Genomic DNA, 20,996 nt, shown 5'->3' with positions numbered 1-20,996 from the left:
AGAGAAGCAACTTTCACCGAGCGCGGCGGGTGAACCATCCGATAATTCGGACCAGTATTGAGCCGACATACCAAACAGACCAGAACACCGATGGAGCCAGAATCAGCCAGATTGGCAAAGGCAGCGTTCCCAAGGCGTAGCCAAGAATTCCAAGCATCGTGACGACGTAGAGGAGGAAGCCAACGATTCGCTGGGATTTTCGACCATCATAGAGGCAGAGAAAGGGGGTATGGTTCAAGGCATTATTCCTATTTTGGATATTGCAGGAGCTTGATGGCTTCCATCTTACTTCGCAGAGAGTGACCACCTGAGTACAGCCCATAGGTAATTCGTGGCTTTTCGTGCCCAACGATGTCAGCCGCCATGTTCTCAGAGACACCGGCATCTTCCAGCAAAGTGACCACAGTTTTTCTTATCGAGTGAAAGACATGCAGGGGGCCGAAGCCATGCTTGGTTTTCATCCGTCCGAATCTCTTGCCTATAGCGTTAGAGCGGTCACCATACTTGTTGAAGGTTAGCCCTGAAAGTAAGTAACCATCGGATGAAGAGGCGAGCAACTCCCCAACCAAACCAGTAATCTCAGGATGGACGGGCACCTCCCTGATTCCAGAAGGAGTTTTGCTATCATTGATCATCAAAGAAGCAGTTGAGCACTCTTCCACCTCCAGTGAACAAAGTTCCTCGATCCTCGCTCCTGTGTACATGCCCAGCTTGATCAGGTCAGCAAGTTTTGTATCACCATTAGCTAGAGCTTCACTATAGAACATGACGACCTCAGCGGGCTTGAACGGGTGCCAGCTCCGGTTGGAACGCTTGCTGACGCTACCGCTCTTGTTCTGTCGCTGTACGAAAGAAGGTAGCTTGAAAGGCTCGGACTCAGCAGGTGCCAGCCCTCTCTCCTGAAGGTGTCTCCAGACGCTACGAGACGCTGTAAAGGTGCGCTTCACCGATGATGTGCCATAGCCGTACCCGCCTTCCTCCTTCGCCTCCATGAGCAGTTTGGCCCAAGCCCTGACCTTCTCAGGCGTGACTGCTTCGACCACCTCGAAGAACTCGGCCATCAGGTTGGCGTCCTTCTCCATCTGCTCGGTAGTCTTCTCCTTGAGGTGGAGACTGCTCTTCCATTCCTCCAGCTCAGGCTTGATGAGCGTCTCCGCACCAAACGCCACATGTGTCAGGCGATGAGCCTCTGTAGCCCTTCCTTGGTCTGCAAGCTTCTCAGCCATTGAGGAAACGGCAAAGGAAACGGCCTCATGCTGCTCGCTGTCGCCGCGACGTTTGAAGAGGTCCAGCTCTGCACGGACGGCTGAGGCCAGCTCAAGGATTGAGTTGGGTTCTACATTTCCCCGTGCGCTCTCGATCTCAGCCTTCCACTCGGCTACCAGCGCAAAGGCTCTGACCTGAGCGGCCCGCTTGTCAGTCGTGCCGGTGCTTTTCACGAAGCGGAGCTTACCGCCGAACTGGTGGCGGACATCCTCTGGAATGGTCAGGACTGCGTACCAGCGATTGGCACGTTTTTCAAGGTGGCTCATGGTATGACTCAGATGGTCTGCTTACCACACCTATTTACCACATGGCGAGCGCGTAAGCTACTGAAGTGAAGAGAAAACAATCGCTTGGGGGCAGTGGGCGGATTGTCCCTGTCCCTCCGCCACTCTTTATTCTGAAAACCCCTGCGATGTCAGGGGTTTTTTATTGACTAATGTCTACCTCCCAGTCGCCTCTACTCCTTCCGGATAACTGTTGCACCGCAACAGGGCATGGTAAAATTCAGGCGCTTTCTTCACCTCTCCCTGAAAATTAACCAACAGGAACACCACCCATGCCAACTGGTTGCTGTAAACAAACCAGGCTACGGAATTTATTCCGTTGGCCGAGCATCCTATTGCTGGCTTTTGCCATCCTGCTGTTCAGTCCTGCCGCTTTGGCGGTCACCGGCAGCATGCCGTTGACCGGTTCGGCGGTAGGCTTTGCCGCGGTCATTATCTTCGTCCTTGCCTATGCGCTGGTAATGGCCGAAGAGAAGATTCACATGCGCAAGTCCAAGCCGGTGCTCGTGGCGGCGGGACTGATCTGGGGCATGATCGGCTGGGTCTATGTACAGTCTGGCATGCCCAACGAGGCCGAACATGCGTTCCGCGAGGTGTTGCTCGAGTTCACCGAACTGATGCTGTTCCTGCTGGTGGCGATGACCTACATCAACGCCATGGACGAGCGTCGCGTGTTCGATGCGCTGCGCTCCTGGATGACTCGCAAAGGGTTCAGCTACAAGCAACTGTTCTGGCTGACCGGCGGCCTGGCCTTCGTGATTTCCCCGATTGCCGATAACCTGACCACGGCCATGCTGATGTGTGCGGTGGTCACGAAAGTGGCCGAGGGCGACAAGCGCTTCATCAACCTCTGTTGCATCAATATCGTAGTAGCGGCCAACGCTGGCGGTGCCTTCAGCCCCTTTGGCGACATCACCACGCTGATGGTCTGGCAGGCGGGTATCGTGCAGTTCTACGAATTCTTTGATCTGTTGGTGCCGTCACTGGTCAATTTCCTCATTCCGGCCGTGGTGATGAGCTTCTTCATCAACAACCGCAAGCCGGAAGAAGTCTACGAGGACGTCTGGCTCAAGCGGGGCGCGCGTCGCATCATTGCGCTTTTTCTTTTCACCGTGGCGACGGCGGTGGCCTGTCATACCCTGCTGCACTTGCCACCGGTACTGGGCATGATGACCGGCCTGGGCTACCTGCAGTTCTTCGGTTACTTCCTGCGTATGACCTTGCCCCGCTCGCTCGAGAAAAAGCGCATCCGCTATACGCAGCGCGGTGACGAGCGCAAGTTGCGTCAACTGGGCAGTGTGGTGCCGTTCGACGTCTTCAATCGCGTGGCTCGCGCCGAGTGGGATACCCTGCTCTTCTTCTACGGCGTGGTCCTGTCGGTGGGCGGCCTGGGCTTCTTGGGGTACCTCGGTCTGCTTTCCGAGGTGCTTTACAGCGGCTGGGATGCCACTTGGGCCAACATCGTACTGGGAGTGGTTTCCGCCGTGATCGATAACATCCCGGTGATGTTCGCGGTGTTGACCATGGAGCCTGAAATGTCTCACGGTCATTGGCTGCTGATTACCCTGACCGCTGGGGTCGGCGGCAGCCTGCTGTCGATCGGTTCCGCTGCCGGTGTGGCACTGATGGGTCAGGCGCGCGGCAATTACACCTTCCTGGGACACCTGCGTTGGGCGCCGGTCATTGCGCTGGGCTACGCTGCCAGTGTCGCTGCCCATCTCTGGCTAAATGCAGGCAGTTTCGCCATCCACGGCTGAATAACCGACTGCTCATCACAACCCATGCGCCCGGCTTCGGCCGGGCGTCGTTGTTTCCGGCTCAGTTGCCCAGCATCATCACGCTGGCCGGGGCGAAGAAGAGCACATAGCCGACGATCATCCCGATGCTTGCGCCTTGCCGGCTATGTATGCGCCCCAGTAACGCGCCAACGAAGGCCAACAGAGTCGGTACCAGCATGCCTCCAAAAGCCAGGAAGAGGTCGTGGTTGGCATCGGGCGGCCAGCCCAGTATCACGAAGAGAAATGTGCCGATGACATGACCCGCCAGTAGAACGAGCCACTGTCGAGGTGTTAACAACATCGCAAGCTCCACTCATCGTCGTTGCCGGCATACTGACATACTAGCGAAAGGCGACCGTGTCTTGCGATGCAGCAGTACGTATCGAGCCTTGAGCAGCGGGGCTGCCCAGGCAACGAGTGGCGATCAGAAGATGAGCATCAACAAGCCGATGACCACGGCGAGCCCGATGAGGAAAATGATACCGACGGTACTTGCCAGAAACTTGAATATGCCGCTCTCCTTGCGGAAATTAAGTACACCTCATTTTGACCTCGAAGATAGTCGCTCTCGATGAGAGCGGCAAGCGAGGCGGTCGACAACGCGCACTGCCTGCGGCAAGACGATCACGGTATCCGCCAGGTTGCCTGGTGGCGAACAGTCAATAGAGGCGCAAGCCGACCCGGGTGACGCGATTGCCGTCCATTTCGCTGATGACCCAATGGATGCCATGCCAGTCGACGTCGTCCCCCACTACGGGGTGGCCGCCCACTCGCAGCGATACGAACTCGGCAAGGGTCATGGCACTCTCCCCCGGGCTCAGTGTAAGCCCGTAGACCCCGGCGATGTCCTGCATCAGCGCATCGCCGTCGAAGGTGAAGGTACCGAAGAAGGCTCGTTCGCGCTTGAGCTTGGCATCGCCGCTGAAGAGCCGGTTGAGAGCGGGCAAGTCCTCGCTGCGCCCAATGACGCAAATGACATCGCCGGCCTTGAGTCGGGTGCTGCCCTTGGGATGCAGCATGGCATGCTGGCGGAAAAGCGCCGATATCACCGCGCCTGAAGGAAAGCGCAGTAAGCGAATGGGGACATCGTCGAGATCCTGATTGTCCACCCTGTAAACGAACAACTCATAGTCGTTCTCGGGCAGGATTCCCAACGGGCCGCGGTGGTCCGGTGTCACGCCGAGAGGGACTTCCACCTTCGTCCAGCGCGCCATCAAGGGCAAGGTGCCGCCCTGGATCAGCAGCGACAGCAGCACCACGGCGAAGGCAACGTTGAAGTAGAGGGCAGCATTTTCCACCCCGCCGATGACGGGGAAGATGGCGAGCACGATCGGGACTGCTCCGCGCAGCCCTACCCATGAGATGAAACCGATCTCGCGCCAACGAAAGCGAAAGAAGGGTTTTACCGTGAGCAGCACGGCCAGTGGTCGGGCAATGAAGATCAGGGCCAGTGCCACTAGCGAGGCCGGCAAGGCAAACTCGAGCAGCCCGGAAGGATTGACCAGCAGGCCCAAGATCAGGAAAAGTCCGATCTGGCTCAGCCACGCCAAACCGTCATGCACCGGAAGGATGAAGTTGAGATGTCGGCCGGGCTGGTTGCCGATCATCAGCCCGGTCAGGTATATCGCCAGGAAACCACTCCCGCCAAGAAAGCTGGTCGCGCCGAAGACAGAGAAGCCCAGGCCCAGGGCCAGCAGCGAGTACAGGCCCGGGGCGAGGTCTAGCCAGCGCAGCAGCTTGGCACTTAGCCAGCCACCGCCCAGACCGATCAGCGTGGCAAGGCCGAACTGCAGCACCATGAACCACACGGTCTCGAGTGGACCGCGGATGTCACCTACCAGCAGCTCGACCAGTAGCAGGGTCAGAAAGATGGCCATGGGATCGTTGGTGCCGGACTCGATCTCGAGCGTGGCGCTTACGCGTTCGTTGAGGTGAACGCCACGTCCACTAAGCATCGAGAATACCGCTGCCGCATCCGTCGAACCGACGATGGCTCCCACCAACAGACCCTGAGCCAGCGTCAGCTCGAAGACCCACATGGCAAACACCCCCACCAGGCCGCTGGTGACGAAAACGCCAAGTGTGGCTAACGACAGGGCGGGCTTGAATCCGACGCGAAAGGTCTTGAGGCGTGTGCGTAGCCCCCCGTCGAGCAGGATCATCGCCAGCGCGAGATGGCCGATCAGAAATGCCAGTGAGTAGTCATCGAACTGGATGCCGAGGATCCCCTGCTCGCCTGCCAGCATTCCCAGCCCCAGGAAAATCAGCAGAAGTGGTAGCCCCACCATGGAAGAGATGCGGCTGGCCACGACGCTTAGGGCTATCAAGAAACCGGAGAGCAGGAAAAGAGTATTGATGGTGTCCATGCATGACCTCGAGCTGGGATACCACATTATGCCACGTGTGCCCAAGTGGAAGCAGGCGACGCCTCGGCTAGCCATGGCAGGCGCGACAACGATAAACTAGCTGCTTACCGATGCTTACGTATTGCCTGGAGATCGCCATCCATGGCCAAGTCCCATCGAAGCTGCATGGTTCGCGCCCTGGCTGGAACGATCGCAATGCTGGTGCTGCCGCTTACTCTCCCGCTCATGGCCGACCCTGACCGGGATCCCGTGCCGCTTCCCGCTCCGCCGCTTCATCTCGATAGCGTCGTCAAGGTGCCTGCCCCACTGCTGGACACCGAGACCCTGGCGTCGAGTGAAGCCTCGGCCGTGGTCGAGGTACCTCCGGCGGTCGAGGGCCCGGGGGTCCTCGAACGGCTGCTGCCAATCGAGCATCCCGGTGAGCGGGAACATGAGGGCGAGCCGGCGCTGGAAGTTCCCGCCGTGGTCAGCGAACCCGCCGACCCCATCGTGCCACCGCCCACCACTCACCTCTCCATCACTCTCGACTGGTATCTCAATCCTCAGCATGCCGCCCTGCTCGTGGCGCGTGAGAAAGGCATGTTTGCGCGCCGTGGGCTCGAGGTGACGCTGGTCGTGCCGGCGGATCCCAGTGTTCCGGCCAAGCTGCTGGCGGCCGGACGCACCGACCTGGCGCTAGGACGTCAGCCCCAGTTGCACCTCCTGGTCGACAGGCAGATGCCTGTAGTGCGCGTCGCGACGCTGGTCGCAGCTCCCGTTTCCGGGCTGGTGTTGCGCGGTGCTAGCGAGAGTATCGGCAATGATTTTTCGCTTGAGGGGCTGAGCATCGGAGTGACTGACAGTGATGGGCGCGACGTGGTGCTGGCCTTTATGCTGTCCGAGCTGCTGGGCATGGCCAAGGGTCTCGAGCTGGTAGGGCTCGAGGAGCTTGGTTATTCCGTGATCGAAGCCATGCGTGAGCAGCGAGTCGATGGGCTGATGATGCACCATCGCTACCTGCTGCCCCGCCAATTGGCCGATGAAGGCATAATGACGCGGACGCTACCGAGCGAGGCCTATGGGCTGCCTGCCCACGATGGCTTGATACTGATGGCCAACCGTGACCAGCTCAATGGCAAGCGTGATGCCGTGCGCCGCCTGGTATCGGCACTCGACGAGGCCGCACTGTGGATCGTCAACCATCCCGAAGAGGCTTGGGCGCTGCTGGAGAAAGCCGAGCCCGCACTCGCCGGTCAGGCCGGGCAGGACGCCTGGGCAGACATCTATCCTCGTCTTGCCCTGCAGCCGGGGGCCGTGGACCACAGACGCTACATGCGTTTCGAGCAGTTCCTCCACGAGGCGGGCGTCGTCGAGACGGTGACGCCGCTGGAGCGGCTCGCCATCGACCTTGGCACTTCGGCTCCTTGAGGTTCGTCAAGCTTCCAGCGAATCCAGAAATTCCTCGACCGCTGCTTGAAACGCCTCGGGCTGGTCGGCGTGCAACCAGTGGCCGGCTTCTTCGAGGGTCACCAGCCGCGAGTTGGGCAGCACGTCACGCAGGTTGGCCAGTGCCGAGTCCGGCACGTAGTGTGACTTACCTCCTCGCAGAACCAGCACCGGCCCATCGAAGGCGGACTCTCCGGCGGGCGCCTGCATGATGTCCGGGTAGCCGGCTTCGATCTGGTCCAGGCCGATTCTCAGTGCCAGCCCGCCGCTCTCTGCCCGCTCCAGGTTGGTGGCCAGAAACAGCCGGACGGGTCGCTCCTCGACATGCTCGGCCAGCAACTCGTCGGCTTCCCGCCGGTTCGCCGGGTTGCCGCGCTGCAGGTGCCTGAGCCCGGCGAAAATGGCGTCGTGGCCGTGCCCGTAAGCTTGCGGTGCAATGTCTGCCACGATCAGCGAGGCCACGCGCTGCGGTGACAAGCGCGCCAAGCTAATAACGACTTTGCCCCCCATCGAATGGCCAAGCAGGTGCGCCTTGTCGATGGCCAGACGATCCATCAGGGCCAGCAGGTCGGCCGCCATCTCGCGATAGCTCATGCCCTCGGCGTGCGGCGAGCGGCCGTGGTTGCGCAGATCGACCGCCACGACCCGTCGCCGGGCCTGCCACTGCTTGACGTGTGAACGCCAGTTGTCGGCGCTGCCCAGCAAGCCGTGGACGACGACGAGAGGCGTGCCCTCTCCGCCAGTGTCGTGGTAGTTGAGTTCGACGCTCATCACTCCTCCGCGTGGTTGGCTTGACGATTCATGGGGCTGGCGCTCAGAGATGCTGCGGGGCAAGGTCTTGCTGCCCGGTAAATGACACCAGTCTACGACTCAGCCAGGCCAGTAGCAGGCCATACAAGGGCAGGAAGAACAGCAGGCTGATGCCGAGCTTGATCACGTAGTCGACCGCCGCGATTTCGACCCAGTGCGCCGCCATGAAAGGATCGGGGCTGTGGTGGAACGCGATGAAAAAGAATGCCGCCGTGTCGGCCAGGTTGCCCAGCACGGTGGAGACTGCCGGTGCTATCCACCAGGCGCGCAGGGTACGCAGACGATCGAAGACCTGAACGTCGAGTAATTGGCCCAGCACATAGGCCATGAAGCTCGCCATTGCGATGCGCGCGACGAACAGATTCCACTCCCCCAGCGCCGCCAATCCAGCAAAGCTTCCTTGGGGGAAGATGACCGAGACGGCATAGGAGATGAACAGCGCAGGCAGCATGACTCGCATGATGATGGCCCGGGCCGGCTCCTTGCCGAACAGCCTTACAGTGAGATCGGTGGCAAGGAAGATGAAGGGAAAGCTGAATGCGCCCCAGGTGGTATGAAATCCGAACAGCGTGAAGGGTAGCTGCACCAGATAGTTGCTGGCTGCGATCACCAGAATATGGAACGACACCAGCAACAGCAGGCAGCGGCGTTGCTGCGCTTGCGACAACAGGAACATGAGTGAATCCTTTTTGGCGGCCATGGCATGGCCGTGTCTACGGACGAGGGGTGAGGGAACCCTCGCCGGCAACCAACGGAATCGGTTGCCGGAGTAAGGTGCGGATTATACGTGGCGAAGTGGCGCCGGCCAATCCGGGAGCGATGGCCAATAGCCATTGCGCCGCCCTAAGGCGACGCAATGGGCTTGCTGTGCAGGCAGGTCAGACCTGGCGAGCTTCGTGCGCAGCGCCAACGTCACGCGCCTTCATGGCCTCGTGCACGTCTTCCAGGCTGGCGGGATCATCGATGGTAGAAGGTACTCCGTACTCCTTGCCGTCGGCGATGTTACGCAGTAGTTTGCGCAGAATCTTGCCCGAGCGAGTCTTGGGCAGTCGGTTGACCACCAGGACCTGCTTGAAGCAGGCGACCGGGCCGATTCTCTCGCGCACCAGGGCGATCAGCTCGTTCTCGAGCGCGACCTCGTCGCCGTCGAAACCGTCCTTGGGTATCACCAGGCCGACAGGAATCTGGCCCTTGAGAGCATCGTGGATGCCGATCACGGCACACTCCGCTACCGCCTTGTGCGCTCCAACCACTTCTTCCATCTCTCCGGTCGAGAGTCGGTGCCCAGCCACGTTGATGACGTCGTCGGTGCGGCCCATGATGAACAGGTAACCCTCCTCATCGAAGTAACCACCGTCGCCGGTCAGGTAGTAGCCGGGAAATGCCGCCATGTAGGCACTGTGAAAGCGCTTCGGGTCGCCCCATATGCCTACCAGGCAGCCAGGCGGCATGGGCTGCTGAATGACCACGCTGCCCTGCTCCATCGGCCGGGCCTGCTCGCCGTCGCGATTCAGGATCTGTACATGAAAACCCGGTACGGGCACGGTGGCGCTGCCGGCCTTGGTAGGCATCGGCTCCAGGCCGTGCAGATTGGCGGCGATCGGCCAGCCGGTCTCGGTCTGCCACCAGTGGTCGATCACAGGCACCTCGAGCAAGTCGTCGAGCCAGTGGAACGTCGGCGGGTCGAGGCGCTCGCCAGCGAGGTAGAGCGCTCTCAGGCATGAGATGTCGTACTGCTGCAGCAATGTGCCGTCGGGGTCCTCTTTCTTGATTGCCCGGAAAGCCGTGGGAGCGGTAAAGAAGCTCTTGACCCGGTACTGGCTGATCAGGCGCCAGAAAGCACCTGCATCGGGGGTCTTTACCGGCTTGCCTTCGTAGACGACCGTAGTGCACCCGCGCAACAGTGGGGCGTAGACGATGTAGGAATGCCCCACCACCCAGCCGACATCCGAGGCGGAGAAGAACACATCTCCTGGTGCCACGTCGTAGATGGTCTCCATCGAGTAGTGCAACGCCACAGCGTAGCCTGCCGTATCACGAACGACGCCCTTGGGCTTGCCCGTGGTGCCCGAGGTATAGAGCACATAGAGCGGATCACTACCCTTGACCGGCACACAATCGGCCGGCGTTGCTTTTTGCATCAGTTCCGCCCAGTCATGGTCGTGCGGGCCGAGTTTGGCGCGCTGCTGCTCGCGCTGCAGATAGACGCAGGCGTCGGGCTTGTGCTCACTGTGCTCGATGGCTGCCTCGATGTTCGGCTGGTAGGGAACCACTCGCTCGACCTCGATGCCGCAGGAGGCTGCCACCACCACCTTTGGCTGGGCATCGTCGATGCGGACGGCGAGCTCGTGCGGGGCGAAGCCGCCGAACACCACGGAGTGCACCGCGCCCAGGCGAGCGCAGGCGTACATGGCCACCAGCGCCTCGGGCACCATGGGCATATAGATGACGACCCGGTCGCCCTTGCTGACGCCAAGCGCCTTCAGCGCACCGGCGAACAGCGCCACTTCATCGCGCATCTCGGCATAGGTCAGGGTACGCTTGCCACCGGTGACCGGTGAGTCCCAGTAGATGGCAGGCTGGTCACCGCGCCCCTGCGCCACATGATGGTCCAGTGCGGCGTGACAGATATTCATCTCGCCGTCCACGAACCAGCGAGCATGGCCCTGGTCGTCGTATTCGAGAATGGTACGAGGGGGGGTAAACCATGGGATCCGCTGCGCCTGGTCGGCCCAGAAGGCTTCCGGCTGATCGATGGAGCGTTGGAATTCGGCTTTGTAGGTTGTCATGAGCGTCCTGTCCGACATCGCGTGGCACTGAGATTGTTGACACTCTAGAGGTTTCTGGCGAAATTTCCTTCATACCATCGGCTAATTTGCTCAAAATCAGGTGTTAAAGCTTCAGCATCCCTCTTTATTGTTGACAATGAGCAAAGAATTCAAGAAATGCGTGCCGACTAGGTTGATTCTTCGTTTGACAGTCGCGGAGTCACTATCAATGATGACTAAATCAGCAATGCCATGACCAAACTTGGGCACTGCCGGATCGCAATGTCTGCGACAGGTGGATTGCGCTCTCTGTCGTGGGCCGGGTAGCCGCCCGAAGCCGCCTGACCCGAGCCAGGACATGGCCCGGGCAGCAACACGGGGAGATCATCATGAGCACCTCGCACAGCGCTGCATCCCGCCTTCTCCAGGCCGGCAATCCAGCCATCGACCAGGCCACCGCCCTACTCAAGGCGCTGGCGAACGACAACCGGCTGCGCATCTTGTGCCTGTTGGATGGCTCCGAGCTTTCGGTGACCGAGCTCAACCAGCGCCTGGCGTTGAGTCAGTCGGCGTTGTCACAGCATTTGGCCATTCTGAGACGCGAGGGTCTGGTGTCGACGCGCCGAGCGTCGCAGACCATTTACTACTCGCTGCAGGGAAAGCAGGCTCGCGAGATGATCGGCGCCCTCGTCAAGCTACAGGAAGCTTGATGACCCCGTCAGGACGGCTCAGCGCTTTTCCCAGCGGCTCGCATCGAGTCGCTCCACGAGCCGTTCGATGCCGCCCTCAACGCCTTCCCGGACAGCCATGCCGAGTCGTTTTCCCAGCGGCTGTCGAGCTTCCAGACGCAGGCTGACGACGCGTGCTTCCTTCATCCGCTCCACGAGATAGGCCTCGCTGGTACCCAAGACATCCGCCAGCCCCTTCTCGAGCGCGTCGCGCCCATACCACACCTCTCCCGTTGCCACTGATTCGATATCCAGCCTCGGGCGACGCTCGACCACGTGTTGCTTGAACAGCTCGTGAATATGCTCGAGATCCGATTGAAACTTCTCCCGCCCTTCTTCGGTATTCTCCCCGAAAACGGTCAGCGTTCGCTTGTACTCGCCGGCCGTGAGCAGCTCGACGTCGACATCATGGCGCTTGAGTAGCCGGTGTACGTTGGGTAACTGGGCCACGACGCCGATAGAGCCCAGGACGGCAAACGGAGCGACACGCAGCTGATCTGCCGCACATGCCATGAGATAGCCCCCGCTGGCCGCCACCTTGTCCACGCATACCGTGGTGTTGAGCCCCGCCTCGCGCAGCCGGTCGACCTGAGCGGCCGCCAGGCCGTAGGCATGTACCAGGCCTCCCGCCGATTCCAGGCGGATCACGACTTCATCCCCTTCGCTTGCCGCCGACGTGACCGCAGAAATCTCCTCGGCGAAGCGACCCACTGCCGTGGCCTTGAGGTCACCGTGGAAATCCAATACCCATACCGTGCTGCGAGTTTCGCCGGCCTGCTTGTGGCTCGCACGGGAACGGCTCTTGTCGTCGCGACGAAAGGCCTTGGCCAGACGCTTGCGGGCGTTCGGCTCAGTGGCGGCCAGCGCCAGGCGTCGACGCCGGTATTCGAGGCGATCGTTGAGCTCATCGACGCGCAGGCGGACGCGCTCTCCTGCCTCGTTCCGGATGCGAGCGACCACCACGACCGCTACCACGACCAGCAGGGTCAATACCGACATCTGTACGACGAATCGCCCCATGTCCATCAGCCATTCATTCACGACGCCACTCCATTTTCGCATTGATAGCCCAATCGTGACGTCGCACGGAGGCGCTGGCAACGGGCTTGATTGAAACAACTGTTTGAAATAACCTCTGTCACTCGGGTTCCCCTAACCTCTCGATTCCCATGAAGGAAAGATTCCCATGTCCACCTCGACACTAGATAAACTGCAAGAGCGCTTCGACCCACAGGCTGCCAAGGGCATGGACGATGTCTTCCAGTTCCATTTCAGTGACAACGGCAGTCACTACCTGGTGGTCAAGGATGGCACCCTGTCGATCGAGGAAGGCGAGCATGACGATCCCTCGGTATCGCTCTCCATGAGCAGCGAGACTCTGAAGGGCATCATGACCGGCGAGGTCAACGGCATGACGGCGTTCATGACCGGCAAGCTCAAGGCAACGGGCAACGTGATGCTGGCCACCAAGCTGACCAGCCTGTTCCCGAATCGCTGATCACCGAGCCTGCCTTGCACAACGGGTCGCCAATTGGCGGCCCGTTGCATTTCGTCAGCTTCGCTGGACGATGCCGTCGGCCACCTCGGCCAGATGGGTTTCGATCAACGCGCGGGATATCGAATACGGCGGCGGCAACTGCGGTAGCCGCTTGGGGTGGAACCAAGCCGCGTCGGCGATCTCTATGCCATCGATCCGAATGCGACGGCTGGCCGCTTCGGCAAAGAATCCCAACATCAACGCATGCGGGAAAGGCCAGGCTTGGCTGCGGTAGTACCGTATTCGTCCCACACTGACGCCTACCTCCTCATGGATCTCACGATGGACGGCCTCCTCGGCCGATTCCCCCGGCTCGATGAAGCCCGCCAGGGTGGAGTAGCGCCCCGGTGGGAAGCGTGGGCTGCGAGCCAGCAGCATGGCATCGCCGTGGGTTACCAGAGTGATGATGCACGGCGAAATGCGCGGGTAGTTGCGGTGTCCGCACTGGTGGCAGTGCATGGCAAACTCGGCGTCTAGCCGGGCGGCGGGCGCCCCGCAGCGGCCGCAGAAACGGTGATCGCGAAGCCAGGCGGCGACCTGCAAGGCCGTGGCGATCAACGGAAACCAGGACTCGGGGAGTCGGGTGAGCCATTGGCGGCCATCAAGCCAGCTTTCTCCGCCATGCTCCTCCACCGACAGAGCGATCGGCTCGTCGTGCCAGTAGGCCAATGGTTGTACGCTCTCTGGCCAAGGCTGTGCCTGCTGGAGGGGCGTATCGTCCGGGCCTGGGGCAATGCGCCCGGAAGCGACCCGGATGATTCTGCCGCCGGTAACGTCTAGCGGCAGTTCACGGCGCAGCATCGCGATTCCCCTGAGGCGGGTCCATCAGCGCATCCCACTGACAGCTGCCCGCTGCCTGACGAATCTGCTCGAGCTTGGCCTGGTGCGCTGCAAGTTCCTCATCGCCTGGGCGCAGCACGCGAAGGCCGCCGGCGGGAAGCTCCATGCGCCGGATCGCCAGGCCGCTGGCCATGGCCTGGCTGTCGCTCCGTTCTTCGGCATCCAGCGATAGCGCCGTCTGCCCGCCGGTCATGGCCAGATAGACTTCCGCCAGAATCTCGGCATCGAGCAAGGCGCCATGAAGTACGCGATGGCCGTTGTCTATCTCGTACCGCTTGCACAGCGCGTCGAGGTTGTTGCGCTGACCGGGATGCCGCTCACGGGCCAACTGCAGCGTGTCGAGGATGCGGCAGTGCTCCGCTACCGGCCCCAGGCGCGGCTCGCCACGCGAGCCCAGCAGCAGCGTGAATTCGTGATCGATGAAGCCGACGTCGAAGGCAGCGTTATGGATCACCAGCTCCGCGCCGCGAATGAACGCCCAGAAGGCATCGGCGACTTCGGCGAAGACCGGCTTGTCGACGAGAAACTCGTTGGTAATGCCATGCACATCGATGGCCTCTGCCTCGACCACTCGCTGCGGATTGATGTACTGATGGTAGGTATTGCCCGTCAGGCGTCGGTTGACGAGCTCCACGGCGCCGATCTCGATCAGACGGTGGCCTTCGCGCGGGTCGATGCCGGTGGTTTCGGTATCCAGAACGATCTGACGCATGGTCTAGGACTCGGGTTGGGGGGTGGTGGACGTTGCGCCGCGGCTCCAGTTGGCGTCGATAGCGGCGTTGGCCAGCGCGTCGGCTCGCTCGTTGCCGGGATGACCGCTGTGGCCCTTGACCCAGTGCCATTGAATTCGATGGCGATGCGTTTCCTCAAGCAGCTCCCGCCACAGCTCGGCGTTTTTGACCGGTTGTCTGCTGGCCGTCTTCCAGTTGCGCTTCATCCAGCCGTGAATCCATTCGGTGATGCCGCGGCGCAGGTACTCGGAGTCGGTCCACAGCTCGACGTCGCAGGCTTGCTTGAGCGCTCTCAGCGCCATGATCGCGGCCATCAGCTCCATGCGGTTGTTGGTGGTTGAGGCCTCGAAGCCGTTCAGGGTCTTCTCGTGTCTGCCGCTGTTCAGCACGGCTCCCCAGCCCCCCGGGCCGGGATTGCCGCGACAGGCACCATCGGTATGAATGATGACCTTGGGTAAGGGCTTGTCAGTGGCACTCAACTTCAGCTGTCCTTCTGCTCGGTTCCGGTGCGGCAGCGCCGATGCGCGTGGCATGACCCAGCGCCCCACCGCCCAAGGTGCCTTGAAGCCTCAAGCTGGGACGCTGGCTCTGTGCGAGTCGGTTTCGACGACGGGCATGAATGATGAAACTGTCGCCCAGCGGCACATTATGGCGGCGCCCCAGCGTTTCCAGGGTGGCGTTGCTGGGCGGGCTGCCGGGCAGGTGAAAACCGCAGTAGTCTACCCGCTCGACGCGGAAGTCGACAAACGCAAGCCAATCACTCAGCTTGGACGGCGTACGCCAGTGCCCACGCCAGGGCAGGCGGTTGCGGCGTGCCGGTGTGAGACGAGCCAGACCGCCCAACCCTAGCGGCATCCAGCCGAGCACGACCAGGCAGCCATCGTCTGCGGTGATGCGGGCAGCTTCCTGGAGCAAGCGATGGGGTTCGTCGACGACTTCCAGCAGATGGTGAACCAGGACCAGATGGAAACACTCATCGGGCAGCGCGAGGGCATCCAGCGGACACACCAGAGTAGAGGTGCCTTCAGCCAGTTCCGCCGTCGGTGCCCAACGTACATTGTGGCGAATGGGCGACATGTCGGTAAGCGAAGGCCCCATGCCCAGCTCAAGGCTGTGGCCACCATGCAGGCTTTCGCAGATCGGTCCCAGGCAGGCCCGCTCGGCCCGCCAGTGCGCCTGGCCGTCCTCGCTGGTCCAGTAACGGCTCCCTTCCCGATACAGCCGTGCCAGGGCGAACGCTTCATGCGAGTTTGACATTGCTGACCAATACCTCCATGATCACCGGTTTTGCAGGCATTTCCGGCATCTTTGCCGTGCACGGCCCTCGTCGAGCGAACGCTCACGCTGATGCGGCCGTGCCGCCGGGTGCGAGGAACGGGCCAACGACCGCCACTCACTTCGGTTGACGACGCGACGAAGGACAGACTGCCTATGCTGAGCGTGACACCGATTCCCGCTTTAAGCGACAACTATATCTGGCTCATGCGCCAGGATACGAGCCCCGAAGTCTGTGTCGTGGATCCTGGCGATGCAGAGCCGGTCGTACGTATTCTCGAGCAAGAAGGTCTCACTCTCGGCACCATTCTCGTTACCCATCATCATCCCGATCATGTCGGTGGCCTGCCGCAGCTCATCGATCGTTATTCGCCGCGAGTGATCGGCCCCGACAACAGCGCCATCGACGGCCTGACGGAACGTGTCGGGAAAGGCGATACCTGCCGGGTCATGGGACGACGCTTCGATGTCCATGAAGTACCGGGCCACACCCTAGATCATATCGCCTTCTTCACCGCCGGCATCCCACCGCTGCTGTTCTGCGGCGACACCTTGTTCGCTGCCGGCTGCGGTCGCCTGTTCGAAGGCAGCCCAGAGCAGATGTACCGTTCCCTGCAGATACTGGCTGCACTGCCTGACGACACACTGGTATTCGCTGCGCACGAATATACCCTGGCCAACCTCCGGTTTGCCCAGGCGGCCGACCCGCACAACCGGGACGTTGCCGATGCCATTGTCGAAGCCCAGCGTGCCCGAGATCTCGACCGCCCCACCCTGCCGAGCCATTTGGCCCGGGAGAAGCGCATCAACCCGTTCTTGCGCTGTGGTGAACCCGATGTGCGCGCCACGGCGGCACGGCACGGCGATACCGATACCGACCAGGCCACTTTCACCACCCTGCGTGCCTGGAAAGACAGTTTCTGAAAATCGACGCATCCCATGAGGTGCGTGCACCGCACGTGCCTTGAAGGAGAACGCATGACCTACCGAACGACGCGGCAGTGGACCTTGACCCTTGCCGGTGGTATCGCTTTGATCGGAGCGCTATCGGCAACTAGCCCGACGCTACTGGCGAGTCCTCATCCCGGCGCTACGCCGACTCAACCGACGCACCATTTCTGGGATGATCTGAACCTCAAACCCCTTCCCGGTGACGTCTGGGAGCGGTTGCGTGACAACCTGGAATGGCATGATCGCCGCCATGTTGCCCGTGTACAGGAGTGGATCGATCATTATCGTGCCAACCCAGGCAATATCGTCGAGATCATCGAGCGTGCCCGGCCGTGGATGGCGTGGATAACCGAGCAGGTAGAACGACGCGGGCTGCCCGGCGAGATCGGCCTGATCCCGTTCGTGGAAAGTTCCTACGACCCGCTGGCCCGCAGCCATCGCGGTGCCGCCGGCCTGTGGCAGTTCATGCCCGGTACTGCCGATGCCCTGGGGCTTCCTCGCCACCATGGTTACGACGCTCGGCTCGACGTTATCGCCTCGACCCAAGCGGCGCTGGACTACATCGAGCTGCAGGCCGAACAATGGTACGAGGGCGACATCGAACTCTCGCTGGCGGCCTACAATGCCGGCGCCGGCACCGTCAACCGGGCACGGCACGCCGCGGCGGCAAGGGGTGAACCCAGCGATTACTGGCACCTGCAGTTGCCTGGCGAGACGATGAACTATCTGCCCAAGCTCAACGCCATTGCCGCGATCATTGACGATCCCGAAGCCCATGGCGTCACGCTGCCCGAGATCGACGACGCCCCGGCTTTCGCCAAGGTGCCGATCACGGCACCCATCAGCCTATCGCAGTTGGCCAATGTTGCTGGCGTGAATCAGTCGGAACTGGCAGCGCTCAATCCCGCGCTGACCCATGGCAGTGCCAACCCCGCCACGGTCGACGTGGTACTGGTGCCCATTGAGCAGGAGCAGGCGATACTGGCCGAACTCAGTTCGCCGTCATCCCGCCCGGCTCCCCGGGATGGCGCGCAGTACCTCGTCCAGCGTGGCGACAGCCTCTCGGCCATTGCCAACCGCCATGGCATCAGTGTGGCCGAATTGCGCCGCCATAATGGCCTGGACGGTGACGTCATCCACGCCGGCCAGCAGCTCGACATTCCCCATCGCAGCCTGGCGGCACGCTGAACGTGAGGACGTCCATCCGTCGCACATCGAGGTTTACAAGCGCCGGATGGCCTGACACCTTATGGCGGTAACGCCCGGAATGCCGGGCCAGCCTCCACCAGGGATGTCATTGATGCGGTTCGTCTTGCGTACCACTCTCGTCTTATGTCTCGTGCTTGGCTGGGGGGCATCGTCGTTCGCCACCGAAGCCAAGGAAGTCCCTACGGTACATGGCCTGGCACTTTACGACGAGCCGGCCCTCCCTGCCGACTTCAGCCACTTTCCCTACGTCTTCCCCGATGCCCCCAAAGGCGGCAGCATGACCCAAGCCGCGGTGGGCAGTAGCTTCGACTCGACCAACCCCTTCATCATTCGCGGCACGCCGGCGATCGGCATCGGTGACATCTACGACACCCTGCTGGTGGAAAATCGGGATGAGCCGTTCAGTGTCTACGGGCTGTTGGCCGAAGGGATTCGTCTGGACCCGGATCGCTACTGGATCGAGTTCGACCTGCACCCCGAGGCGCGCTTCCATGACGGCGAACCCGTCACCGCCGAAGACGTGGTCTACAGCTTCCATCTGCTTCTGGACGAGGGCAATCCCTTCTATCGCGGCTATTACGCCGACGTGGAGAGCGTCGAAGCGCTCGACCGTCATACCGTGCGGTTCGAGTTTGCCGCCAACCACTCCCGCGAGTTACCGCTGATCGTGGGCCAGCTGCCGGTCCTGCCCAAGCACTACTGGGAGGAGCGTGACTTTTCCAGCCCTACGCTGGCCCGACACCCCGGCTCCGGCCCCTATCGAATCGCCGAGGTAGACCCCGGGCGCCGCATCGTCTACGAGCGTGTGGACGACTACTGGGGGCGCGATTTACCCGTCAATGTGGGCCGGCACAATATCGACCGCCTTATCTACGATTACTATCGGGACCGTGACATCGCCTGGGAAGCGTTCAAGGCCGGGGTGCTGGACTACCGTATCGATGCACGGGCCGCCACCTGGGCCATCGGCTACGATTTTCCGGCCTATCACGAGGGTCTGATCGAACGCATCACCGTTCCCGACGGCCAACCGTCCCGGATGCAGGCCTTCGTGTTCAACCTGCGGCGTGACAAGTTCCAGGATCCGCGCGTGCGCGAAGCGCTCAATCTCACCTTCGACTTTCCCTGGCTCAACGCCAACATCTTCTACGGTACCTACAAACGCACCGAGAGCTATTTCCAGAACTCGGACATGGCTGCCGAGGGGTTACCGAGCGACGCGGAACTTGAGCTGCTCGAGCCCTTTCGCGACGAGTTACCGGAGCGGGTCTTCACCGAGCCACTGCCCATCGACCATCCCGAGGACCTTCGCGAGCGGCTGCGACTTGCCTATGACCTGCTGATCGACGCCGGTTATGAAGTGCGCGACGATACCTTGGTCGACGCCGGGAGCGGCCGCCCGCTTACCGTCGAGGTGATGCTTTACGACAGCGGCATGGAGCGCGTGGTGCAGCCGATGCTGCGCAATATGTCGCGCCTGGGCATTCGCGGTACCCTGCGCATCGTCGACATCAACCAGTACCTCAACCGGCTGAGGGGATTCGATTTCGACATCATCGTCGGCCAGTTTCCGCAGTCGAACAATCCGGGAAACGAACAGCGCGAATACTGGACCAGTGAGTTTGCCAACAGCCCCCAGAGTCGCAACCTGATGGGGCTGGAAAATTCGGTCGTGGATGCACTGGTTGAGCAACTGATTCGTGCCGACAGCCGCCAGGAACTCAACACCGTGGCTCGCGCACTGGATCGAGTGCTGCGCTGGAGTTTCATTACCATTCCCCAGTACCACTCCGGCGAGACACGGATCGCCGTTTGGGACAAATTCGGATACCCGCAGCCTTTCCCCGAATATGGGCTCGACCTCGCCGCCTGGTGGGTCGATGCCGAGCGCGAAGCCGAGATCAACCAGCGCCTGCGCCGCCGCTAGGCCGATGCCCATGAGGATGACCTGACGTGAGCCGCTATATCCTGCGCCGTTTGCTGCTGATGATACCCACGCTGGTGGGTATCATGCTGCTGAACTTCATCATCGTCCAAGCCGCGCCGGGCGGGCCAATCGATCAGATGCTCGCTCGCTTCGAAGGCGTGGACAGCATGGCCAGCACACGCCTCGACGCCGGCGGAGGCGACGTGGTGGTTCGCGACGAGTCGCGCGGTGCCCGTGGCATCGACCCGCGCTTCATCGAGCAGCTCGAGCAGCAGTTCGGCTTCGACAAGCCCGCCCACGAACGCTTCTTCGGCATGATGCGTGATTACGCAACCTTCGACTTCGGCAACAGCTTCTTCCGCGATCGCCCCGTCGTCGAACTGATGATCGAGCGACTGCCGGTCTCGGTCTCGTTGGGGCTCTGGACCACACTGCTGGTCTATCTCATTTCGATACCGCTGGGGATCCGCAAGGCGCTGCATCACGGCTCACGCTTCGACGTCTGGTCGTCAGGGTTGGTGATCGTGGGCTATGCCATTCCGGGCTTTCTCTTCGCCATCCTGCTGATCGTGCTATTCGCCGGCGGTAGCTATTGGGATCTGTTTCCGCTGCGCGGCCTTACCTCACCTGATTTCGATGAACTCTCCCTCTGGGGCAAGATCAAGGACTACTTCTGGCACATCACTCTGCCGGTTACGGCCATGACCATCGGCAGCTTCGCCACCCTGACCATGCTGACCAAGAACAGCTTTCTCGACGAGATCCACAAGCAGTACGTCCTGACGGCACGCGCCAAGGGCGCAAGCGACAGCCGTACCCTGTACGGTCACGTATTCCGCAACGCCATGTTGATCATCATCGCCGGACTGCCTGGCGCCCTGGTGACCATCTTCTTCACCGGGTCGCTGCTCATCGAAGTCATCTTCTCACTGGAAGGACTCGGACTGCTCGGCTTCGAAGCCGTGATGCAGCGTGACTATCCGGTGATCTTCGGGACGCTGTTCCTCTACACCCTGATCGGGTTGATCCTAAAACTGGTGTCCGACCTTACTTACGTATGGGTGGATCCGCGCATCGATTTCGAGACACGGGAGTCCTGAA

General features: G+C 61.3%; 21 protein-coding genes. 9 read left to right on the top strand and 12 right to left on the bottom strand.

Features of this window, described 5'->3' with window-relative positions:
- Positions 1–13: 13 nt before the first annotated feature.
- Positions 14–238 carry a hypothetical protein gene (locus KPL81_RS11650; RefSeq protein WP_219792284.1) on the bottom strand — a complete coding sequence of 75 codons (225 nt, stop codon included), beginning with the start codon at positions 236–238 and terminating at the stop codon, positions 14–16.
- A gap of 10 nt (positions 239–248) precedes the next feature.
- A complete protein-coding gene (locus KPL81_RS11645) occupies positions 249–1,532 on the bottom strand; it encodes a DUF6538 domain-containing protein (RefSeq protein WP_219792282.1) in 1,284 nt (427 codons plus the stop codon).
- A gap of 290 nt (positions 1,533–1,822) precedes the next feature.
- Between KPL81_RS11645 and nhaD the strand changes: the two genes are divergently transcribed.
- Positions 1,823–3,307, top strand: a complete 1,485-nt coding sequence (gene nhaD / locus KPL81_RS11640; RefSeq protein WP_219792280.1) for a sodium:proton antiporter NhaD — start codon at positions 1,823–1,825, stop codon at positions 3,305–3,307.
- Between the two features lie 61 nt (positions 3,308–3,368).
- On the opposite strand, the gene KPL81_RS11635 is transcribed toward nhaD, so the two are convergent.
- Positions 3,369–3,629 (bottom strand): hypothetical protein, encoded by a 261-nt coding sequence (locus KPL81_RS11635; protein WP_219792278.1) that lies wholly within the window; start codon positions 3,627–3,629, stop codon positions 3,369–3,371.
- 66 nt (positions 3,630–3,695) lie between these two features.
- Between KPL81_RS11635 and KPL81_RS11630 the strand changes: the two genes are divergently transcribed.
- On the top strand, positions 3,696–3,878 hold the full coding sequence (locus KPL81_RS11630) for a hypothetical protein (RefSeq protein WP_219792276.1): 183 nt from the start codon (positions 3,696–3,698) through the stop codon (positions 3,876–3,878).
- A gap of 109 nt (positions 3,879–3,987) precedes the next feature.
- Here KPL81_RS11630 and KPL81_RS11625 read toward each other — a convergent pair whose 3' ends face one another.
- Positions 3,988–5,694, bottom strand: a complete 1,707-nt coding sequence (locus tag KPL81_RS11625; RefSeq protein ID WP_219792274.1) for a potassium/proton antiporter — start codon at positions 5,692–5,694, stop codon at positions 3,988–3,990.
- A gap of 141 nt (positions 5,695–5,835) precedes the next feature.
- Here KPL81_RS11625 and KPL81_RS11620 point away from each other — a divergent pair, with 141 nt between their 5' ends.
- Positions 5,836–7,101, top strand: coding sequence for an ABC transporter substrate-binding protein (locus tag KPL81_RS11620; protein ID WP_219792272.1), 1,266 nt, complete (start codon positions 5,836–5,838; stop codon positions 7,099–7,101).
- Between the two features lie 6 nt (positions 7,102–7,107).
- Here KPL81_RS11620 and KPL81_RS11615 read toward each other — a convergent pair whose 3' ends face one another.
- From KPL81_RS11615 to KPL81_RS11605, 3 genes are all read right to left on the bottom strand, one after another.
- Positions 7,108–7,890 (bottom strand): alpha/beta fold hydrolase, encoded by a 783-nt coding sequence (locus KPL81_RS11615; RefSeq protein WP_219792271.1) that lies wholly within the window; start codon positions 7,888–7,890, stop codon positions 7,108–7,110.
- A gap of 43 nt (positions 7,891–7,933) precedes the next feature.
- Positions 7,934–8,605 carry a 7-cyano-7-deazaguanine/7-aminomethyl-7-deazaguanine transporter gene (locus KPL81_RS11610; RefSeq protein WP_219792269.1) on the bottom strand — a complete coding sequence of 224 codons (672 nt, stop codon included), beginning with the start codon at positions 8,603–8,605 and terminating at the stop codon, positions 7,934–7,936.
- A gap of 202 nt (positions 8,606–8,807) precedes the next feature.
- A complete protein-coding gene (locus KPL81_RS11605) occupies positions 8,808–10,718 on the bottom strand; it encodes a propionyl-CoA synthetase (protein WP_219792267.1) in 1,911 nt (636 codons plus the stop codon).
- A gap of 368 nt (positions 10,719–11,086) precedes the next feature.
- Here KPL81_RS11605 and KPL81_RS11600 point away from each other — a divergent pair, with 368 nt between their 5' ends.
- Positions 11,087–11,407, top strand: coding sequence for an ArsR/SmtB family transcription factor (locus tag KPL81_RS11600; protein WP_209478381.1), 321 nt, complete (start codon positions 11,087–11,089; stop codon positions 11,405–11,407).
- 18 nt (positions 11,408–11,425) lie between these two features.
- On the opposite strand, the gene sohB is transcribed toward KPL81_RS11600, so the two are convergent.
- A complete protein-coding gene (gene sohB / locus KPL81_RS11595) occupies positions 11,426–12,466 on the bottom strand; it encodes a protease SohB (protein ID WP_219792265.1) in 1,041 nt (346 codons plus the stop codon).
- A gap of 145 nt (positions 12,467–12,611) precedes the next feature.
- On the opposite strand from sohB, the gene KPL81_RS11590 reads away from it, so the two are divergent.
- The gene (locus tag KPL81_RS11590) at positions 12,612–12,923 is read left to right on the top strand and encodes an SCP2 sterol-binding domain-containing protein (protein WP_209478385.1); all 312 of its coding nucleotides are present in this window, start codon (positions 12,612–12,614) and stop codon (positions 12,921–12,923) included.
- Between the two features lie 54 nt (positions 12,924–12,977).
- Here the strand turns inward: KPL81_RS11590 and nudC are convergent, their stop codons facing one another.
- From nudC to KPL81_RS11570, 4 genes are read right to left on the bottom strand one after another with little or no spacing between them, the layout of a single operon-like run.
- Positions 12,978–13,763 (bottom strand): NAD(+) diphosphatase, encoded by a 786-nt coding sequence (nudC, locus tag KPL81_RS11585; RefSeq protein ID WP_219792263.1) that lies wholly within the window; start codon positions 13,761–13,763, stop codon positions 12,978–12,980.
- Positions 13,750–14,514, bottom strand: a complete 765-nt coding sequence (gene dnaQ / locus KPL81_RS11580; RefSeq protein ID WP_219792261.1) for a DNA polymerase III subunit epsilon — start codon at positions 14,512–14,514, stop codon at positions 13,750–13,752. The genes nudC and dnaQ overlap by 14 nt, the downstream gene beginning before the upstream one ends.
- A gap of 3 nt (positions 14,515–14,517) precedes the next feature.
- Positions 14,518–15,018 carry a ribonuclease HI gene (rnhA, locus tag KPL81_RS11575; RefSeq protein ID WP_240549248.1) on the bottom strand — a complete coding sequence of 167 codons (501 nt, stop codon included), beginning with the start codon at positions 15,016–15,018 and terminating at the stop codon, positions 14,518–14,520.
- Positions 14,999–15,790: a class I SAM-dependent methyltransferase gene (locus KPL81_RS11570; protein WP_219792257.1), complete on the bottom strand. Its 792-nt coding sequence runs from the start codon at positions 15,788–15,790 to the stop codon at positions 14,999–15,001. The genes rnhA and KPL81_RS11570 overlap by 20 nt, the downstream gene beginning before the upstream one ends.
- 174 nt (positions 15,791–15,964) lie before the next feature.
- Between KPL81_RS11570 and gloB the strand changes: the two genes are divergently transcribed.
- The 4 genes from gloB (at position 15,965) to KPL81_RS11550 (ending at position 20,995) form a co-directional block, all read left to right on the top strand.
- A complete protein-coding gene (gloB, locus tag KPL81_RS11565; RefSeq protein WP_219792255.1) occupies positions 15,965–16,732 on the top strand; it encodes a hydroxyacylglutathione hydrolase in 768 nt (255 codons plus the stop codon).
- Between the two features lie 54 nt (positions 16,733–16,786).
- The gene (locus tag KPL81_RS11560; RefSeq protein WP_219792253.1) at positions 16,787–17,947 is read left to right on the top strand and encodes a transglycosylase SLT domain-containing protein; all 1,161 of its coding nucleotides are present in this window, start codon (positions 16,787–16,789) and stop codon (positions 17,945–17,947) included.
- Between the two features lie 112 nt (positions 17,948–18,059).
- Positions 18,060–19,895 carry an extracellular solute-binding protein gene (locus tag KPL81_RS11555; RefSeq protein WP_219792251.1) on the top strand — a complete coding sequence of 612 codons (1,836 nt, stop codon included), beginning with the start codon at positions 18,060–18,062 and terminating at the stop codon, positions 19,893–19,895.
- Positions 19,896–19,921: 26 nt separating this feature from the next.
- Entirely contained in the window at positions 19,922–20,995 is a 1,074-nt protein-coding gene (locus tag KPL81_RS11550; protein WP_219792249.1) for a microcin C ABC transporter permease YejB, read from the top strand.
- Position 20,996: the final 1 nt, after the last annotated feature.

It is taken from the genome of Billgrantia antri (genome assembly GCF_019430905.1).
GTDB lineage: Bacteria > Pseudomonadota > Gammaproteobacteria > Pseudomonadales > Halomonadaceae > Halomonas > Halomonas antri.
This window is presented reverse-complemented; position numbering and strand designations above follow the sequence as displayed.

Excerpts from the sequence above, each read along its gene's own strand:
- KPL81_RS11645 (WP_219792282.1), bottom strand. The coding sequence starts at position 1,532 with ATGAGCCACCTTGAAAAACGTGCCAATCGCTGGTACGCAGTCCTGACC.
- nhaD (WP_219792280.1), top strand. The coding sequence starts at position 1,823 with ATGCCAACTGGTTGCTGTAAACAAACCAGGCTACGGAATTTATTCCGT.
- KPL81_RS11635 (WP_219792278.1), bottom strand. The coding sequence starts at position 3,629 with ATGTTGTTAACACCTCGACAGTGGCTCGTTCTACTGGCGGGTCATGTC.
- KPL81_RS11630 (WP_219792276.1), top strand. The coding sequence starts at position 3,696 with ATGCAGCAGTACGTATCGAGCCTTGAGCAGCGGGGCTGCCCAGGCAAC.
- KPL81_RS11625 (WP_219792274.1), bottom strand. The coding sequence starts at position 5,694 with ATGGACACCATCAATACTCTTTTCCTGCTCTCCGGTTTCTTGATAGCC.
- KPL81_RS11620 (WP_219792272.1), top strand. The coding sequence starts at position 5,836 with ATGGCCAAGTCCCATCGAAGCTGCATGGTTCGCGCCCTGGCTGGAACG.
- KPL81_RS11615 (WP_219792271.1), bottom strand. The coding sequence starts at position 7,890 with ATGAGCGTCGAACTCAACTACCACGACACTGGCGGAGAGGGCACGCCT.
- KPL81_RS11610 (WP_219792269.1), bottom strand. The coding sequence starts at position 8,605 with ATGTTCCTGTTGTCGCAAGCGCAGCAACGCCGCTGCCTGCTGTTGCTG.
- KPL81_RS11605 (WP_219792267.1), bottom strand. The coding sequence starts at position 10,718 with ATGACAACCTACAAAGCCGAATTCCAACGCTCCATCGATCAGCCGGAA.
- KPL81_RS11600 (WP_209478381.1), top strand. The coding sequence starts at position 11,087 with ATGAGCACCTCGCACAGCGCTGCATCCCGCCTTCTCCAGGCCGGCAAT.
- KPL81_RS11590 (WP_209478385.1), top strand. The coding sequence starts at position 12,612 with ATGTCCACCTCGACACTAGATAAACTGCAAGAGCGCTTCGACCCACAG.
- nudC (WP_219792263.1), bottom strand. The coding sequence starts at position 13,763 with ATGCTGCGCCGTGAACTGCCGCTAGACGTTACCGGCGGCAGAATCATC.
- dnaQ (WP_219792261.1), bottom strand. The coding sequence starts at position 14,514 with ATGCGTCAGATCGTTCTGGATACCGAAACCACCGGCATCGACCCGCGC.
- KPL81_RS11570 (WP_219792257.1), bottom strand. The coding sequence starts at position 15,790 with ATGTCAAACTCGCATGAAGCGTTCGCCCTGGCACGGCTGTATCGGGAA.
- gloB (WP_219792255.1), top strand. The coding sequence starts at position 15,965 with ATGCTGAGCGTGACACCGATTCCCGCTTTAAGCGACAACTATATCTGG.
- KPL81_RS11560 (WP_219792253.1), top strand. The coding sequence starts at position 16,787 with ATGACCTACCGAACGACGCGGCAGTGGACCTTGACCCTTGCCGGTGGT.
- KPL81_RS11555 (WP_219792251.1), top strand. The coding sequence starts at position 18,060 with ATGCGGTTCGTCTTGCGTACCACTCTCGTCTTATGTCTCGTGCTTGGC.